The following is an 18,379-nucleotide window of genomic DNA, read 5'->3' on the forward strand; positions in this document are numbered from 1 at the left end:
AGAGCTTCGATATAAAAATGCCGGTACCCGTGGAAAGGGGCCGGCATTTTTATGGACAGTGTTCAGGGCTGGCCTGGCTTGACCGCCATGCCTCGCGCCAGCAGTTTGGCGCTATCGCGGCACCAGTCGTCGATCAGGCTTTCCAGGCTCTCCAATTTGACTGGTTCGCCGCGCTGGCGGCTTTTGTCGCTTTTGCGCAGATTGACGCTGCCGGCCAGCAGTTTGCCGTTATTGGCGTCTTCCAATTGTCCCATGCTGGCCACCTTGGTCAGATAAGGCTCCTTGCCGGCGGCCAGCCGGCCCAGATTGAACACCGCCTTGATCGGCAAGATGTCCAGCGGCTCCACGCCCGGCCGTTCCTGAGCCATGCCGGTGACCGCCACGCGCAGGCGGGCGCTGTCCGGCAACGCTTCGCGGCTGACAGGGATGCCGACCTTATGCAACTCTTCGGTCATCCGTCGTTGAAAATAAGCGGCGATCCGGTTTTCCTCGCCGCTTTGCAGCAGTTGCCAGTCGCCGTCTGGCTGGTGGCGCATGAAATACAGCGGCTCCACCACAATGGATTTGTAAGCGTTCAGCTGAGCGTCCGGCGCACGGTACAGCCGTTGGGAGGCGTCGCGGTCCGAGGCTTTGAACGCGGTCAGCGGCAGGCTGAACAAGGTTTGCGTGTCTGCTGCGTCCTGAGCCATTGCAGGCAGAGCGGCCAGCAATAGCAGGCCGAGCGATAGAGTCTTGCGCATGATGCGTTCCTGTTGGTGTTGAGTAATCGCGCGCCATCCGCCCGCGGCGGCGGATTCGGCGGCAACCGCGGCTAGACCGTCGGCATGACGCCGGCGTTCCCCGGCTTCACAGATATTTGCATTCCGCCATCATCATGCTAGCAGTCCGAGGTGGGAGAGCACGATTTTGATCTTGAGCATTGAATACCACATTAATACCAGTTAGCCTGTGCCCACGGTGGCATGCGGATGACGAATGGGAGGCGCGGCGGTAGGGTTTCCGCCGCGCGGCGCGCCACGCAAATCGCAGAGGTGAGCATGAGGACGAAACAACTATTGGCGGCTGGCCTGTTGTCGGCCAGCGCGCTGGCGTGGGCGCAGCCGGATGTCGCGGCGCTGGCGCGGGACCTGTCTCTGGCTGTAGCGGTGGACAGCAATAAGGGGGCCGCCGCCGGCGCGCCCTGCGTGGAGTTGGGCGCGGACTGGGGCAGCTGTTTGAAAGGGCGGCTGATTCTGCGTAACCAGGGCTCGGCCGCGGTGCCGCCCAAGGATTGGAGCTTGTATTTGCACAGCATTCGCCGGTTGCTGCGCTTGGACAGCCCGGACTTCGAGCTGAGCCATCTGACCGGCGATCTGTACCGGCTGACCCCCAAGCCCGGCTTTGCCGGCATCGCCGCCGGCGCCAAGCTGGAGCTGCCGCTGGTGGCCGAGTACTGGATGTTGCATAACAGCGACGTGCTGCCGCGGCCCTACTTGACGGCGGAAGGCCAGGAGCCGGCGGTGCTGGCGCGCAATGACGATGACGACGCCAGCTATTTGCTGCCGTTGCCGGGTGATGAATGGAAGTCGCCGGCGGGGGAGGCGCGGCCTTTGATGGACGCTGCCGAACGCTACCGCGAGTTTGCGCGCCGGGGTCCGCAACTGGGCGCCGCCGACGTGGCCGCGCGGGTGATTCCCGCCGCGCTGCGCGTCAAGCGGGATGGCGGCAAGGCGGCTGCCGGCGGCCTGAGCTGGCGGCTGCCGGCCTTGCCCTCGGACGCGCGCGCGGCGCTGGCCCAGCGCAGCAGCCAACTGGGCCTGGCCGGTCAGGGCCTGCCGGTCAGCGGCGCGGTGGTCAAGGGTTTGCCGGCCGACATCGCCGTCGCCGGCGGCTACCGCCTGCGAGTGGAGCGCGGCGGCGCGCGCATAGACGCGCAAGACGCCGCTGGACTGTTCTACGGCGCGCAGACCTTGCTGGGCCTGATCCCGCAGGGCGGGGGAGAGATCCCGACGCTGACGGTGGAAGACGCGCCGCGTTATGGCCACCGTGGCTTCATGGTGGACGTGGCGCGCAATTTCCGCCAGCCGGCCACGCTTAAGCGCTTGATCGAACAGATGGCCGCCTACAAGCTCAACAAGCTGCATCTGCACCTGTCCGACGACGAAGGCTGGCGCTTGCAGATCAACGGCCTGCCGGAATTGACCGAGGTCGGCGCGCGCCGCTGCCATGATCTGAACGAGGACCACTGCCTGCTGCCGCAACTGGGTTCCGGCCCGGACAACCGTTCCGGCGGCGGCTATTTGAGCCGCGAACAGTATGTGGAATTGCTGCGTTACGCCAAGGCGCGCTTCATCGAGGTGATTCCGGAAATTGACATGCCGGCGCATGCGCGCGCGGCGGTGATGGCGATGGAACGGCGCTACCGCCATCTCAGCCAGTTGGGTCAGCCGGAGGCGGCTTCGGCTTACCGGCTGATCGATCCGCAAGACCGCTCCAATACCTTGTCGGTGCAATTCTACGACCGTCACACCTATGTCAACCCCTGCGTGCCCGGCGTGCCGCGCTTTGTCGACAAAGTGGTGTCGGAAGTGGCCGCCATGCACCGCGAAGCCGGCGCGCCGCTCGCCACTTGGCACTTTGGCGGCGACGAGGCCAAGAACATCCTGCTGGGCGGCGGCTTCCAGGACCTGTCCGGCCAGGACCCAGGCAAGGGCAAGATCAAGTTGGCGGAACAGGACAAGCCCTGGGCGCGTTCGCCGGCCTGCCGCGCCTTGCTGGCGGGGCAGCCGGGGAAAACCGTCGCCGATCTGCCCTTGCAGTTTGCCGAAGACGTCAGCCGCATCCTGGCGCGGCATGGCATCGCCACGATGGGGGCCTGGCAGGACGGTTTGAAGGGGGAGAAATCGCCCAAGAGCTTCGCCACCTCCAAGGTGATGGTGACCGAGTGGGACACCTTGTTCTGGGGCGCGGCCAAGGAGGCGCACGAGTTCGCCAACAAGGGCTTCCAGACCGTGCTGGCGATGCCGGATTATTTGTACTTCGACTTCCCCTATGAGCTTAACCCCAAGGAGCGGGGCTATTACTGGGCCTCGCGCGCCACGGACAGCTACAAGGTGTTCAGTTTCGCGCCGGACAATCTGCCGCAGAACGCCGAGGTGATGACGAATCGCCAAGGCAAGGCTTTTGAAGTGCCCAGCGAGGCCGCGCCAGCGCGCTTCGCCGGCATTCAGGGCCAAGCCTGGAGCGAGGTGATGCGCAGCGACGCCCAGTTTGAATACATGGCCTATCCGCGGCTGCTGGCATTGGCCGAGCGGGCCTGGCACCGCGCGGGCTGGGAACGGCCTTACCGTCAGGGCGAGCGTTATCAGTTAGGCGTCAGCCATTTGGTGGACCGCACGGCCTTGAACCGGGATTGGCAACAGTTCGCCGCGGTGCTGGGCTGGCGCGAGGCGGCCAAGCTGGAAGGCGCCGGCATCGGCCTGCGCATCGCGCCGCCGGGCCTGGATAGCGGGTCGGCCGGGGTGTTGACGGAATTCCCCGGCCAGGCGCTGCAGTTCTCGCCAGATGGACGCAACTGGGCGCCGTACCGGCCGGGCCAGGGCGCGGAAGCGTCCTACTGGCGCGGCGTCAGCGGCGATGGCGCGCGCTTTAGCCGGCAGGAGTCGCGAGGCGGCGACTGAGCGCCGATGCGAGCAAGACAAGGACGCCTGGGCTGTTGGCCCGGGCGTTTTTCATTGCGAATAGCCGCTCAGGCGTTGATTAAGGCAATGGTGTTGATCTATCTTGCTCATTCCGCTTCAAGCCGGAGGGCGGCGTTTACAGCAGGATTGGACACAGCTTCCCTCTGTAATGGATGTTGTCGGACAAAATTTATTGCGCTGTATCAAGGAATGTATACGGCGGTGTCGCAAACCGGATATGGATTTGCGACGGGCTTACCTTAGAATCATTGAAACTTCATGAAATCGTCGATAAAGCCGGCTCCGCGACCGGCTCAGGATTTCATGATACGGATAAGAAACGACGATAGAGCAGGAAGGGAACCATCAAGATGAGCAATACTGTAACGCGCGCCGATTTCGACCAAGTCATGGTCCCCAATTACGGCCCGGCCGGTTTCATCCCGGTCAAGGGCCTGGGTTCCCGCGTATGGGACCAGAGCGGCCGCGAATTCATCGATTTCGCCGGCGGCATCGCCGTCAACTCGCTGGGCCATTGCCACCCGCAGCTGGTGGCGGCCTTGACCGAGCAAGCTTCCAAGTTGTGGCACGTGTCCAATGTGTTCACCAACGAGCCGGCCTTGAAGCTGGGTAAGCTGCTGACCGAGACCACCTTCGCCGAGCGCGTGTTCTTCTGCAACTCCGGCGCGGAAGCCAATGAAGCCGCCTTCAAGCTGGCGCGCAAATACGGGTCCGATCACTTCGGCCCGGAAAAGAACCAGATCCTGGCCTGCAAGAATTCCTTCCACGGCCGCACCTTGTTCACCGTCAGCGTGGGCGGCCAGCCCAAGTACACCGAAGGCTTCGGCCCGGTGCCGGGCGGCATTGCCCACTTCGAATACAATGACATCGAATCGCTCAAGGCGGCCATCTCCGACCAGACCTGTGCTGTGGTGATCGAACCCATCCAGGGCGAGGGCGGCGTGATGCCGGCCGACAAGGCCTTCCTGGAAGCCGCGCGCGAGCTGTGCGACCAGCACAATGCGCTGTTGGTGTTTGACGAAGTGCAAAGCGGCGTGGGCCGCACCGGCTCGCTGTTCGCTTACCAGGAATACGGCGTGACCCCGGACATTCTCAGCTCCGCCAAGGGTATTGGCGGCGGCTTCCCGATCGGCGCGATGCTGACTACCGAGAAAGTGGCCAAGAGCTTCGGCATCGGCACCCACGGCTCCACTTACGGCGGCAACCCGCTGGCTTGCGCGGTGGCGCACAAGGTGCTGGAGCTGGTCAACGAACCGGCGGTGCTGGACGGCGTGCGCGCCAAGCATCAGCGCTTCGTCGACGGCCTGAACGCGATCAACGCCAAATACCAGGTGTTCAAGACCGTGCGCGGCATGGGCCTGCTGTTGGGCTGCGTACTGACCGACGCTTACGCCGGCCGTGCCAAGGAGTTTCTGAAAGCCGCTGAAAAGCAGGGGCTGATGTTGCTGGTGGCCGGCCTGAGCGTGGTGCGTCTGGCCCCGTCGCTGGTGATCGAGGATAAGGACATCGACGAAGGCCTGGCGCGTTTCGAGGCCGCCATCGCCGAGCTGACCTCCGCTCAATAAGGGCCTCGCGGCACTGATTCCGGGCGGCCGTCGCGGCCGCCCTTGCTCCAGACACAAATACTGTTATCCCCCACGTTCCTGCCCCCGGCTGGCGCGCGGGCGATGCTGCGCCGCGGTCCCGCCGCGGCCTGGCCGGATTTCAGCGATTAGGGGAGATGTCCCATGCTTACCGTGCGTCCTGTCCGCACCTCCGATCTGCCCGCCATCGAACGCATGGCGGTGGCCAGCGGCATCGGTGTCACCAGCTTGCCCAACAACCGGGAAAAGCTGTTCGAACGCATTCAACAGTCCGTATCCGCCTTCGAACACGAAGCCACTGGCGATTCCGGCTGCGAATACTATATGTTCGTGCTGGAAGAAGGCGGCCAGGTGCTGGGCACCGCGTCTATCAACGCTTCCGCTGGTTTCGACGAGCCCTTCTACAGCTACCGCAGCGAGATCTTCGTGCACGCATCGCGCGCGCTGAAGGTCAACAACCGCGTGCACGTGCTGAATATGTGCCATGACCTGACCGGCATGGTGCAGCTGTGCGGTTTCTATGTGGACGGCCATCTGGAGCCGCTGGCCGCCGAGCTGCTGTCGCGCGCCCGGCTGTTGTTCATCGCCAGCAAGCGCGAGCGCTTTGGCCGCCGCGTGATCGCGGAGATGCAGGGCATTCACGACGACGCCGGCCAATCGCCGTTCTGGAACGCCATCGGCCGCCGCTTCTTCAATATGGATTTCCTGCAGGTGGAGCAGGCTTTCGTCAGCCACAGCAAGACCTTCATCGCCGAGCTGATGCCCAGCTACCCTATCTATGTCCCGCTGCTGCCGGACGAGGCCCAGCACGCCATCGGCCAAATCCACGCCAGTTTCGAGCGCTCCTGCCAATTGCTGTGCAACGAGGGCTTCGAGGCCGACAACTACATCGACATCTTCGACGGCGGCGCGGTGCTCACCGCCGAAGTGGACCGGCTGAAAACGCTGGAAACCAGCCGTTGTTATCCGGTTGAGGTGCTGGCCAGCCTGCCGGAGCAGGCGCAGCCGCAGCTGTTGAGCAATCTCGAATCCAGCGAATTCGCCGCCGCGGTGTGCCGCGTGGCGGTGGTGGACGGTGTCGCCTTCATCAATCCCGACGCCGCCCGCGCGCTGGGCCTCGCCAGCGGCGGCCAGGTCCAGGTGGCCGGCCTGCAGCAGAAGGAGTCCGCAGCATGATGTTCATCCGCCCCGTAGCCCACAAAGACCTGGACGGCCTGATGAATCTGGCGCGCAGCGCCGGCGTCGGCCTGACCTCGCTGCCGGTCAACGAAGAGCGGCTGTCGCGCCGCATCGCCCGCTCGGTGCTGTCTTTCGCCGGCGAGCTGGACAAGGCCGACCAAGGCTATGTCTTTGTGATGGAAGACGGCGCCACCGGCGCCATCGCCGGCATCTGCGCGCTGGAGGCCGCGGTGGGCCTGAAGGAGCCGTGGTACAACTACCGCGTGGGGACCATCGTCCACGCCTCCGAGGAGTTGGGCGTGTATTCGCGCCACGACACTCTGTTCCTGTCCAACGACCATACCGGTTATTCCGAGCTGTGCACGCTGTTCCTGCACCCGGATTACCGCGCCAACCGCAACGGCGGCCTGTTGTCCAAGAGCCGCTTCCTGTTCTTGGCTCAGTTCCCGCAGCTGTTCGGCAAGCTGGTGGTGGCCGAGATGCGCGGCGTGTCCGACGAAGCAGGCCGCTCGCCGTTCTGGGAAGGCCTGGGCCGTCATTTCTTCTCCATCGACTTCGCTCACGCCGACTATCTGACCGGCGTCGGCCAGAAAGCCTTCGTCGCCGAGCTGATGCCCAAGCACCCGGTCTACATCGACTTCCTGCCGCCGGAGGCGCAGGCGGTGATCGGACAGACGCACGAAAATACCCGCCCGGCGGTGGCGATGCTGGAATCCGAAGGCTTCCGCTACGAAGGCTATGTCGACATCTTCGACGCCGGCCCGACGGTGCAGACCTATACCAGCGAAATCCGCGCGGTGAAGGAAAGCTCGGTGGCCGCGGCGCGGCTGGCGGACCCGCTGCCGGAAGGCGACAAGAACTTCTATCTGGTGTCCAACGACTCGCTGGCCGGCTTCCGCGCCATCCTGGCCGAGACGCTGGCGCCCACCCATGAAATCCTGCTGACGCCGGAACAGGCGCAGGCGCTGAATGTGGAAGAGGGCGGTCATCTGCGTTGCGTCGCGCTCTACCCCAAGGAGAATGCATAGTGAGCAGCTTATTCATCAACGGACAGTGGCAAGAAGGCGCCGGCGCGGCGCTGAGCAAAACCAATCCGGCCGACAATAGCCCGCTGTGGCAGGGCCGCGCCGCCGACGCCGCCCAGGTGGCCGCCGCCGTGGCCGCCGGCCGGGCCGCGTTCAAGCACTGGGCGCGCACGCCGCTGGACGCGCGGGTTGCGGTGGCCAAGCGCTTCGGCGAACTCTTGAGCGCCAACAAGGACGCGCTGGCCCGCGTCATCGCCCAGGAAACCGGCAAGCCCTTGTGGGAGGCGCTGACCGAAGTGACCACCATGGTCAATAAGGTGGACATCTCGCTGAAGTCCTACCACGAGCGCACCGGCGAACGCGCCGCCGCCATGGGCGATGCCCAGGCAGTGCTGCGCCACAAGCCGCACGGCGTAGTGGCGGTGTTCGGCCCCTACAACTTTCCCGGCCACCTGCCCAACGGCCACATCGTGCCGGCGCTCTTGGCCGGTAACGCGGTGATTTTCAAACCGTCCGAACTGACGCCGTGGACGGCGCAGGAAACGGTGCGGCTGTGGGCCGAAGCCGGCCTGCCGGCCGGCGTGATCGCGCTGCTGCAAGGCGCGCGCGATACCGGCGCGGCACTGGCCGGCCATGCCGGCATCGACGGCCTGTTCTTCACCGGCAGTTCCGCCACCGGCGCGCTGCTGCACAAGAACTTCGCCGGTCATCCGGACAAGATCCTGGCCTTGGAAATGGGCGGCAACAATCCGCTGATCGTGGAAGGCGTCCAGGACATCGACGCCGCCGTCCACCACATCGTCCAGTCCGCCTTCGTCTCCGCCGGCCAGCGCTGCACCTGCGCGCGCCGCTTGCTGGTGCCGCAAGGCGCCTGGGGCGACGCGCTGCTGGCGCGGCTGGTGGAGGTGACGGCCAAGCTGCGCGTCGGCAAATACGACGCCGAGCCGGCACCCTTCATGGGCGCGGTGATCTCCAGCGCCGCCGCCGAGGCACTGCTGCGAGCCCAGGCCGCGATGCTGGCCGCGGGCGGCAAGGCGCTGCTGGAAATGCGCCGGCTGACGCCGGACGCGGCGCTGCTGAGCCCGGGCATCATCGACACCACCGCCGCCGCGCGTCCGGACGAGGAATACTTCGGCCCGCTGCTGCAAGTGGTGCGCTACGCCGATTTCGACCAGGCCATCGCCATCGCCAACGACACCCGCTTCGGCCTGGCCGGCGGCGTGTTGTCCGACGAGCGCGCGCTGTACGAGCGCTATCTGCTGGAAAGCCGCGCCGGCGTGGTCAACTGGAACAAGCCCTTGACCGGCGCCTCCAGCGCCGCGCCCTTTGGCGGCGTGGGCGCCTCGGGCAACCATCGCGCCAGCGCCTATTACGCCGCGGATTACTGCGCCTATCCGGTGGCCTCGCTGGAATGCGACAGCCTGGCCGTGCCGGCCCAACTTTCGCCGGGGATCACGCTGTGAACGCCTATGAAGTGAATTTCGACGGTCTGGTGGGCCCGACGCATAATTACAGCGGCCTGTCCTTCGGCAATGTGGCGTCCACCAGCAACGTCAGCGCCGTGTCCAATCCCAAGCTGGCCGCCAAGCAAGGCCTGGCCAAGATGAAGGCTTTGCACGACCTGGGTTTCAAGCAGGGCGTGTTGGCCCCGCACGAGCGTCCGGATGTGGCCAGCCTGCGCCTGCTGGGCTTTGCGGGCAGCGATGCCGAAGTGGTGGCGCGTGCCGCCAAGGAAGCGCCGGCCATCCTGGCCGCGGCCAGCTCGGCCTCCTGCATGTGGACGGCCAACGCCGCCACCGTCAGCCCGTCCGGCGATACCGCCGATGGCCGCGTGCACTTCACCCCGGCCAATCTGAACAATAAATTCCACCGTTCGATCGAGCACCCAACCACGGGCCGGCTGCTGCGGGCGATGTTCGCCGACGAGTCCCGCTTCGCGGTGCATCCGGCGCTGCCGGCGCAGATGCACTTCGGCGACGAGGGCGCGGCCAACCATACCCGTTTCTGCGCCGAGTACGACGGCACGGGCGTGGAGTTCTTCGTGTTCGGCGCGGCGGCTTTCGACGCCCGCTATCCCAAGCCGGCCAAATTCCCGGCGCGCCAGACTCTGGAAGCCTGCCAGGCGGTGGCTCGGCTGCATGGCCTGAGCGCGGAGCGCGTGGTTTACGCGCAGCAGGACCCGGACACCATAGACGCCGGCGTGTTCCACAACGACGTGATTTCGGTGGGCAACCGCCAAGTGCTGTTCCACCACGAGAAATCCTTCTTCGATCAGCACAAGGTGCTGGCCGAGCTGAGCGCCAAGCTGGCCGCTGTTGGCGGCAGCTTCGTGCCGGTGGAGGTGCCGGCGGCGGAGGTCAGCGTAGAGGAGGCGGTGAAGAGCTATCTGTTCAACAGCCAACTGCTGTCCAAGCCGGACGGCAAAATGATCATCGTGGTGCCGGAGGAGTGCCGCAATCAGCCGCGCGTCTGGGCTTACCTCGGCAAGCTGGTCGCCAGCGGCGGCCCCATCGACGAGGTGAAGGTGTTCGACCTCAAGCAAAGCATGCAGAACGGCGGCGGCCCCGCCTGCCTGCGGCTGCGCGTGGCGCTGTCCGCTGCGGAGATTGCCGCGGTCAACCCCAAGGTGCTGATGAGCGACGCGCTGTTCGCCACGCTCAACGCTTGGGTGGACCGCCACTACCGCGACCGCCTGAGCAGCGATGACTTGGCCGATCCGCAGCTGCTGATCGAAAGCCGCACCGCCTTGGACGAGTTGAGCGGCATCCTGGGCTTGGGCTCGGTGTATCCGTTTCAGCTGGGCTGAAGCAGCCAGACCCACGCCTGATTTCGAGTCAGGCGAGCTAGCAAAACAGGCCGGGATTCCCGGCCTGTTTTGCGTTTGAAACGGTGGCGTCCGCCTGGATTCGCCGTCGTCGTCGTCGGGATGACGACAGATTTTATTCCCCCGAAAACTGTCCTGATTAATGGTATCTATTTGACGATTATCATCTATTTTTGGTTTTTAATGTTGTTTGACATGACAAAAGTCATGTGATAGCTTGAATGACATTGGAATATATTGATCGATACTGCTTGCGAAATTCGGCCTCCTAGCCATGGAAGACGCGGGTTTTTGGGTGGCTGTTCGCAGCGGCGCAGCGGCATGGAGTTTGGCGAGCGTGGAGACGAAACGACGTTTGGGGTTTTTCTACAACGGGATACGGCCTGGTCTTTAGTACTGGCTTGGACGAAACAGTGGATGTTCATGTCGGAGCGGGCGGCGCTGCGCCCCGGCAATGCTTTGGCGGTTTGATGATTGTTGTTGATTGCGAATGAGAGTGCCGGTTGGGTTTTCCGCCGCTGCGACGCGCAGTTCATCGCGGCTCCTTTTGTCTTGCATACACTTCGAGTGCCAATACATCATGAAATATCACTGCATCGGCATTGGCAGCGGGCCGTCCAATCTGAGCGTGGCTTCGCTCTTGCATGGCCAGCACGACATCAAGAGCATCTTCTTCGAACAGAAACCGGCGTTCACCTGGCACGACGGGATGATGATTCCAGGCGCGGGGCTGCAGGTTTCTCTGTTCAAAGACCTGGTCACGCTGGCGGACCCGACCAATCGTTTCTCCTTTGTGTCCTATCTGCATCAGCACGGCAGATTGCTGCAGTTTCTCAATGCGCGTTTCGATCAGGTGTCGCGGCTGGAATTCCGCGACTATCTGAAATGGGCGGCGGAGAACAACGGCAATATCTGTTTTGGCGAACGGGTGCTGGAGGTGGATTTCGACGGGAGCGCTTTCGTGGTGCAAACCACGAAGCGACGGGTGCAGGGCGACAACGTGGTCGTCGGCGTCGGCATTGTGCCGGCGGTGCCGGACTTCGCGCGTTCCTGTCTGGACGAGGTCACGCATTTCCACATTAGCGACTTCGCCGCCAAGGCCGGCGTCGCGGCGGGCAAGCGCGTGCTGGTGATCGGCGGCGGACAGTCCGGCGCCGAGGTGGTGCTGGATTTGCTGCGCCGCGGCGGCGGTCAGGCGCCGGCCGCGCTGAGCTGGCTGTCGCGCCGGGAAAACTACTTCCCGCTAGACGACTCGCCGTTCACCAACGATCTGTATACGCCTACCCATTCCAACTACTTTTACGAGCAGGACGAAATCTTCCGCAGCGCGTTCATCAAGCGCAATCTGCTCAGCAGCGACGGCATTTCCGAGTGCACCTTGCGCAGTCTCTACCAACAGATCTATTCGCTGCGTTTCATCGAACGCGCGCCTATTGACATCAGCTTGCTGCCCTTCCGCGAGGTGCGCGCCATCGGCCGGAACGGCGAGCGCTGGTCCATCGCCGCCAGCCATTTGGGTGCCAACGCGTCAGAAACGCTGGAAGCGGACGTGGTGATCTGGGCCAGCGGATTCAAGCCGGCGCCCACGCCCTTCCTGCAGCCGCTGCGGGAGCGTCTGGAGCGGGAGGGCGAGGAAATCGCCGTCGACCGGGATTACGCGGCGCTGGGCAAACTGCCGCGCAATCGCAGCCTGTTCATTCTGAACGCCATCCGCCAGCAGCGCGGCTTGGCCGATCCCAACCTCAGCCTGACAGCGTGGCGCAGTCAGATCGTCATCAACCGCATGCTGGACGCGCCGCGCGCCGACAACGTCGACGCCGCTTTCGTGTCCTGGGCGCCGTTGGCTTCGACCTTAGCGGACGAGCGCAAGAACAAGAGGGAATGGGCATGACGACACCATGCATCGTCGTCGTCGGCGGCGGCATTCTCGGCTGCACGATAGCAGCGCGCCTGCTGGAGCGCGAGCCGAGGGCCCGGCTCACCCTGGTGGACCGCGGCTTGGTCGGCGCGGGAGCGTCGATGTATTCCGCCGGCGTCCATTTTCCGGTGGGACGCTCCGAGCGCGTGCGCCAACTGAGCGCGGCCAGCGCGGATTATTACCAGACTTTGCGCGCCCGCCATCCGCGGCTGCCCATGCATGGCTTCGACTTTTTCGTCGCGGCCGGCGCGGTTGACGCAGAGGAGGTCCGCGCCCGCTGCGCCGGCTTGCTGCCCTTGTCGGCGGAGGAAAAGTCGCGCGTCGCGCCGGATCTGCCGGCCGGCCGCGAGCTGTGGCGGATGCCGGATTGTCATGTGACGGATGTGCAGAGGCTGGCCTTATGGTACGCGCAGCATCTGCGCAGCCGCGCCGAGGTGTTGGAGGGGATTGGGGTCGAGGCTCTGGACGAGAGCGCCGACGGCGTTCGCCTGACCCTGTCCAGCGGCCGGGAGCTGGCCGCCGACGCCGTGGTGCTGGCCCCCGGGCCGTGGGTCAACGAGGGCTGCTGGAGCGGGCTGACCGCCGGGCTAGGCGTCCGCGTCAAGAAAGTGGTGGCCCTGCATATTCAGCGGCCGGCGGAGGAGGGGGCCGCGCTGTTCTTCCCCGCCGAGGACGCTTTTCTGGCGCCGCTTCCCCATCGCGGGCACTGGCTGTTCAGCTACACCTGCCAGCAATGGGACGTGTCGCCGGAGCAGTGCCGGCAGGCCAGGGTGGAAGCCCGCGAGATCGCGGAGGCGCGCGAGACGTTGAAGGGCGTTGCGCCGGACCTGGAGTCGCTGGCGGGCTCGGGCCGGGTGTTCTGCGACGCCTACAGTCCAAGCCGGGAACCGCTGGCGCAATACCTAGGCCGCCATCGACGCATTCTGTTCGCCGGAGCGTGCAACGGCTCCGGCTATCGGCTTGCTCCCGGCGTCGCCGCGGAAGCCGTCGCCCTGCTCAATCACACTCTCACCATGGGATAGCCGATCATGCACATCATAGACTTGAACGAAGCGCAGCTGGCGCCGGCTTTCGGCATCGAGATGGCGTCCATTGCCGGCCTGGGCGACCAGGAGCGCGTGCGACTGGCTTACGGCGTTGTCGAGCCCGGCGGGGAAAGCCAGCCGCACAAGCACGACGAACTGGAAGCCTTTCTGATTTTGAGCGGCGAAGGCGTCATCGACACCGACGGCCGCTCCCAGCCGGTGCGCGCCGGCAGCCTGGTGTTGTTCAAACCGTTTGAAAAACACGTGTTGCGCAATCCCGGCGAGCAGCCGCTGCGCTTCTGCGACTTTTACTGGCGGGACGCGGCCAAACGCGACGTCGCCGCGCAAGACAACGGCGCCGCGCGTTTGAAGGGGCGTCCGGTGTTCGTGTTTTCCACGCCGCCCACGCCCAACGGCGACCTGCACCTGGGCCATCTGTCCGGCCCCTATCTGGGCGCCGACGTCTATGTGCGCTTTCTGCGCGCGAGCGGGCACGAGGCCTATCACCTCACCGGCAGCGACGATTACCAGAGCTATGTGGTGGGGCGCGCCCGCCAGGAAAACAGCAGCCCCCAGCAGGTGGCCAGCCATTATTCGGCGGAGATCAAGGCCACGCTGGACCTGATGGACATCCATCTGGATCAATACACCGTCACCACCCGCGACCCCGGCTACGCCGCCGGCCTGCGCGATTTCTTCTCGCGCCTGGTGCGGGGCGGCGCGCAGCTGCGTTCCGACGCGGCGCTGTTCGACGCCGAAACCGGCGACTATCTGTACGAGGTGGACGTTTCCGCCAAGTGTCCAAGCTGCGGCTCGCCTTGCGGCGGCAATATCTGCGAGGAGTGCGGCGAGCCGAACAACTGCGTGGACCTGGACGCGCCGCGCTCGCGGCTCTCGGACGCGGTTCCCGTCACCGGCGCCATCCGCCGCTACATGATCAATCTATCCGCCTTCAAGGACGCGGTGGAACAGCACCACCGCCTGAGCAAGGTGTCGCCGCGCTTGCAGCAATTGGCTGAGCGGGTGCTGGCGCGCAAGGACTATTGGGTGCCCATCACTCATCCGGCGCAGTGGGGCGTGCCGCCGGCGGAGGAGGTCGAGGGCAGTCAGGTGATCTGGGTGTGGCCGGAAATGGCGTACGGCTTCCTGTACGGCATTGCGGAACTGGGCGGCCGGCTGGGCAAGCCCTGGCAAGCGGACCGGCCGCAGCCGGATTGGAAGATCGTCCACTTCTTCGGCTACGACAACAGCTATTACCACTCCATCCTCTATCCGGCCTTGTACCGGATGGCCTTTCCGGACTGGCAATGCGACATCGACTACAACGAGAACGAGTTCTATCTGCTTGAGGGCCTGAAGTTCTCCACCAGCCGCCGGCACGCGGTATGGGGCAAGGATATCCTGAGCCCCGACAGCGTGGACGCGGTGCGTTATTACCTGGCGCGCACGCGCGGCGAGCAGGAGCGGACCAATTTCACGCTGGACGACTTCCATGCATGCGTGGAGCGGACGCTCTTGGGCCAGTGGCAGGCCTGGTTGGCCGGCCTGGGCGAGCGCTTGCGGCAGGATTTCCAGCAGCGTGCGCCAGACGCCGGCAACTGGACCGCCGCGCACACTGCCTATTTCGATGCGCTAAGCAACCGGCTGGCCAGCCTGAGCACCCATTACGGCGCCGATGGTTTTACGCTCAACCGCGTGGTGGAAGATCTGGACGGGCTGGTGGCCGGCGCGCTGCGTTTCGCCAAATCGAACGAGCGCATCCGTCTGAATCCGGCGCTGCGCGACGAGTACCGGACCGCGATCGCGCTGGAGCTGGCCACGGCCCGCCTGCTGGCTCAGGCCGCCGGCCCGTTGATGCCGCGCTTCGCCCAGCGCTTGGGCCGCGCCTTGGGCATGGAGCGCGTCGACGTCTGGCCGGAAAGCGTGGAGCTGTCGCCGCCGGGCACGTCTTTGAACTTGGCGGAGCAGCGTTTCTTCACGCCGCTGCGCCGGGCGGACGCGGCGGAGGAAGGGCGGTCATGAGCGAGATGATGTCTCAAGCGCCGCGCGGCCAAGACGTTGATCTGGTCAACGCCGTCGCGCTGCGCGGATGCGATGACGAGCAACATGTCATCCGGTTTCGGCAAGACGGCGCCGTGCGCGCCTGGACGCTGGCGGAACTGGACCGCAAGGCGGCGCGCGTGGCCCGGCGCTTGCAAGCGCTGGGCTTGCGCCCGCGCGACCGGGTGGGCGTTTTGTCCCGCAACCGGATCGAATTCGTGCTGCTGGATCTGGCCGTCCTGAAACTGGGGGCGGTGACCGCGGGCTTCGAGGCCGGGCGTTTCGAGCCGGCGCGCATCGTGGACCTCTACGACTTGAAAGCCTTGTTCGCCGAGGGCGTGGACCGCTCGGGCGCGGTTTTCGACATCGCCGAGGTTTATGCCTGGGCCGAATGCGCCGAGGCGGACGCGACGGAGCGGCCCTTGCATGCCGGCTATGACCCGGCCGACGTGCTGGCGATCAAATTCACCTCGGGTAGCACCGGCGCGCCCAAGGGCCTGGAAGCCACTGTCGCCAGCGTCAACAGTTCCATCAATGAAGTGCAGGCGATGTTCGCGCATGGGGACGGCGACAATCTGCTGGTGTTCCTGCGGCTGGCCCTGCTGCAGCAGCGCTACTGGATTTATTCGGCGCTGGCGTTTGGACACGACATCACGCTTTCGGATCTGGATCAGGCGCTGGACATGGCCAAGGCTTGCCAGCCCACCGTTGTCATGGGGGTGCCTGGCTTTTACGAAGCCTTGCGCGCCAGCCTATTGCAGCGGCACGGGGACGGCGACCCGGCCGCCCGCGGCGCGCAGATACAGGCCGCGCTCGGCGGTCGCGTCCGTTATCTGTGGACCGGTTCCGCCCCGGCCAGCCGGACCGTGCTTGAATTCTTCAACCATGCCGGCGTGCCGTTGTACGAGGGATACGGCAGCAACGAGGCTTGCATCGTCGCCAAGAATCACCCCGGCGCCTTCCGCCTGGGCAGCGTGGGCAAGGTATTGCCGAACAAATCCATCCGTTTCGACAAGGACGGCGTCTTGATCGTGGCCAGCCGTCATCCGGTCAACTGTCGCTATACCTGGTGCGATCCCGGCGTCAGCGAAAAAAGCTTTCTGCCCAGCGCCGAGGTCAAGACTTGGGACTTGGGCCATGTGGACGAGGATGGTTTCCTGTACATCCACGGCCGCGTGGACGACATCTTGACCATGGCCAGCGGCCGCAACGTGCTGGCGAGGCCGATGGAGGAGGGCTTGCGCCGCCATCCGGACGTGCACGAATGCGTGCTGTACGGCACCGGCAAGCCTTTCATCACGGCCATCCTGTCTCCGGCGCTGGCCGGGGCGGACGCAGAGGCCTTGCGCCGGCATATCCGGGCGCTGAACGAGGAAGCGTTTCCGGAGGCGCGCATCCTGGCGGCGCTCATCGTCGACGAGCCGTTTTCCATCGAAAACGGCCTGCTGACTTCTCAATTCAAGCCCAAACGCAAAATGATTCATCAGCGTTACGCGGCGCAGCTGGACGAAATCTATGCGCGCCACGCGCGGACGCCGGAAGCGTTTTCGGCGGACGCGGCGTATGTGCGGGATTGCCGGGCGCCGCAGCCTTCTTTCTGACTTGTGGCCCGCTTAAACCTATGCAAGGAGCGATAAATGACTTGGCGTAATTTGAAGGACCTCACCCTGGAAAACGAACGCGTGCGTTTGCGCCGGATTCAGATCGGCGATTACGCGGCGTTTGAGCGCATCGTGTTCGAGCCCGCCATCTGGGAGTATTTCGTCGCCCGCATTCAGACGCCGGACGATCTGGGCCGTTTCGTCGAGCAGGCGATACAGGACACCCTCAACGGCAGCCGCATCGTGTTCGCCATCATCGACCGCCGGACGGACCGCATCGTCGGCAGCACCGCTTACGGCAATCTCGCCGAGGGAGAGCGCCGCCTGGAAATAGGCTGGTCCTGGCTGTGCCGGGACGCGCGGCGCACCGGCATCAACCGCGCGGTCAAGTTCGAACTGCTCAAGCACGCTTTCGAAACGCTGGAGTGCGAGCGCGTGGAGTTCAAAACCGACGTGTTGAACGCCGGCGCGCGCGCGGGCCTGGCCGGCATCGGCGCGACGGAGGAAGGCGTGCTGCGCAGCTTCAACTTCATGCCCGGCGGCCGCCGTCGCGATGTGATCTATTACAGCGTGCTGCGCCAGGAGTGGGAGCGGGTCCGCGCGGAACGTTTCCCAGAGCTGGCAGCCGCGGCAAGCCGTTGAGCGGCCGGGCAGGCAAGAATATGGACGCCCCCGACATTTCCGCGAGCCCGCCGATGAAAACGGAAGACTTCGTCTTTAGCGCCGGCGAGCACTGGCTGGCCGCCACCCGCGTGCAGCCGGACGCCGGCGCGGCAAGCAGCATCCTCACCCTGCACGGGCTGGGCAAGACCGCGAACCGGCACACCATACGCTATGTGCTGGACCACCTGGCCGGGCACGGCCTGGCTTCGGTGTGCTTCGAATTCTCCGGCAACGGCGACAGCAGCGGGGCGATGGAAGAGGCCTGCCTGCGGCGTCGTTACGAGGAAACGCTGGCCGCCGCCGAACATCTGGACAAGCGCGAGCCGCTGACCCTGATCGGCACCAGCATGGGCGGCCATCTCGCCGCCTGGGTCGCGCCGGTGCTGAAGCCCGCCTGCCTGGTGCTGTTCTGCCCGGCAAGCTATCCGGCCGACGCCGCCGAATCCCGGTTCGACGGCGGCCTGGCCCGGCCCGGTCCCTATCCTGACTCCCCAGCCTATGCGGGCATAAGTGAATTCAGCGGCGATTTGCTGATCATAGGCGCCGACAAGGACGCGGTGGTGCCCGCCGAGACGCTGGACGGCTATCTGGCCGCGGCCAAGAACGCCCACAGCAAGCATATTGTCTGGCTGGACGACTGCGAACATTTCATCCATCGCTGGCTGCCGCATCAGGACGCTTTGCGGCCGCAAGTGCTGACGACGATAAGGGACACCATTCTGCGGGCGCACGCTCGCCAATAAGACCCACTAACAAAACCCCTGATCCCGCGTTGCGCCTCCTTGTCGTACGACTTGTACTGCCCGCGTCGGCGCGCCTTGGCTCAGGCTCTCTGCGAGGT

Annotated in this window: 13 protein-coding genes; 12 read left to right on the forward strand and 1 reads right to left on the reverse strand. The window is 65.1% G+C overall.

Annotated features, from left to right (window positions below):
- Window positions 1-62: 62 nt before the first annotated feature.
- Window positions 63-740 (reverse strand): DUF3313 domain-containing protein, encoded by a 678-nt coding sequence (locus tag MOV80_RS00720; protein WP_249604757.1) that lies wholly within the window; start codon window positions 738-740, stop codon window positions 63-65.
- A gap of 297 nt (window positions 741-1,037) precedes the next feature.
- Between MOV80_RS00720 and MOV80_RS00725 the strand changes: the two genes are divergently transcribed.
- The 12 genes from MOV80_RS00725 (at window position 1,038) to MOV80_RS00780 (ending at window position 18,281) form a co-directional block, all read left to right on the forward strand.
- Window positions 1,038-3,659, forward strand: coding sequence for a family 20 glycosylhydrolase (locus MOV80_RS00725; protein ID WP_249604758.1), 2,622 nt, complete (start codon window positions 1,038-1,040; stop codon window positions 3,657-3,659).
- Window positions 3,660-4,030: 371 nt separating this feature from the next.
- Window positions 4,031-5,245: an aspartate aminotransferase family protein gene (locus tag MOV80_RS00730; RefSeq protein ID WP_043591702.1), complete on the forward strand. Its 1,215-nt coding sequence runs from the start codon at window positions 4,031-4,033 to the stop codon at window positions 5,243-5,245.
- Between the two features lie 162 nt (window positions 5,246-5,407).
- Window positions 5,408-6,439 carry an arginine/ornithine succinyltransferase subunit alpha gene (aruF, locus tag MOV80_RS00735; RefSeq protein WP_019104582.1) on the forward strand — a complete coding sequence of 344 codons (1,032 nt, stop codon included), beginning with the start codon at window positions 5,408-5,410 and terminating at the stop codon, window positions 6,437-6,439.
- On the forward strand, window positions 6,436-7,470 hold the full coding sequence (astA, locus tag MOV80_RS00740; protein WP_043591699.1) for an arginine N-succinyltransferase: 1,035 nt from the start codon (window positions 6,436-6,438) through the stop codon (window positions 7,468-7,470). The genes aruF and astA overlap by 4 nt, the downstream gene beginning before the upstream one ends.
- Window positions 7,470-8,930: a succinylglutamate-semialdehyde dehydrogenase gene (astD, locus tag MOV80_RS00745; protein ID WP_118266815.1), complete on the forward strand. Its 1,461-nt coding sequence runs from the start codon at window positions 7,470-7,472 to the stop codon at window positions 8,928-8,930. The genes astA and astD overlap by 1 nt, the downstream gene beginning before the upstream one ends.
- Complete coding sequence (gene astB, locus MOV80_RS00750) at window positions 8,927-10,273, forward strand: N-succinylarginine dihydrolase (protein ID WP_019102095.1); 1,347 nt, start codon at window positions 8,927-8,929, stop codon at window positions 10,271-10,273. The genes astD and astB overlap by 4 nt, the downstream gene beginning before the upstream one ends.
- 598 nt (window positions 10,274-10,871) lie before the next feature.
- Window positions 10,872-12,182, forward strand: coding sequence for a SidA/IucD/PvdA family monooxygenase (locus MOV80_RS00755; RefSeq protein WP_043591693.1), 1,311 nt, complete (start codon window positions 10,872-10,874; stop codon window positions 12,180-12,182).
- A complete protein-coding gene (locus tag MOV80_RS00760) occupies window positions 12,179-13,231 on the forward strand; it encodes an FAD-dependent oxidoreductase (RefSeq protein ID WP_249604759.1) in 1,053 nt (350 codons plus the stop codon). Before MOV80_RS00755 ends, MOV80_RS00760 begins: the two co-directional genes overlap by 4 nt.
- A gap of 6 nt (window positions 13,232-13,237) precedes the next feature.
- Window positions 13,238-15,256, forward strand: a complete 2,019-nt coding sequence (locus tag MOV80_RS00765; RefSeq protein WP_249604760.1) for a class I tRNA ligase family protein — start codon at window positions 13,238-13,240, stop codon at window positions 15,254-15,256.
- Window positions 15,253-16,875 carry an AMP-binding protein gene (locus MOV80_RS00770; RefSeq protein WP_118266829.1) on the forward strand — a complete coding sequence of 541 codons (1,623 nt, stop codon included), beginning with the start codon at window positions 15,253-15,255 and terminating at the stop codon, window positions 16,873-16,875. The genes MOV80_RS00765 and MOV80_RS00770 overlap by 4 nt, the downstream gene beginning before the upstream one ends.
- 36 nt (window positions 16,876-16,911) lie before the next feature.
- Window positions 16,912-17,517 (forward strand): GNAT family protein, encoded by a 606-nt coding sequence (locus MOV80_RS00775; protein ID WP_019102101.1) that lies wholly within the window; start codon window positions 16,912-16,914, stop codon window positions 17,515-17,517.
- A 20-nt stretch (window positions 17,518-17,537) separates the two neighbouring features.
- Window positions 17,538-18,281: an alpha/beta fold hydrolase gene (locus MOV80_RS00780; RefSeq protein WP_118266832.1), complete on the forward strand. Its 744-nt coding sequence runs from the start codon at window positions 17,538-17,540 to the stop codon at window positions 18,279-18,281.
- Window positions 18,282-18,379: the final 98 nt, after the last annotated feature.

The sequence above is a fragment of the Chromobacterium sp. IRSSSOUMB001 genome, assembly GCF_023507765.1.
Taxonomy (GTDB): Bacteria; Pseudomonadota; Gammaproteobacteria; order Burkholderiales; family Chromobacteriaceae; genus Chromobacterium; species Chromobacterium haemolyticum.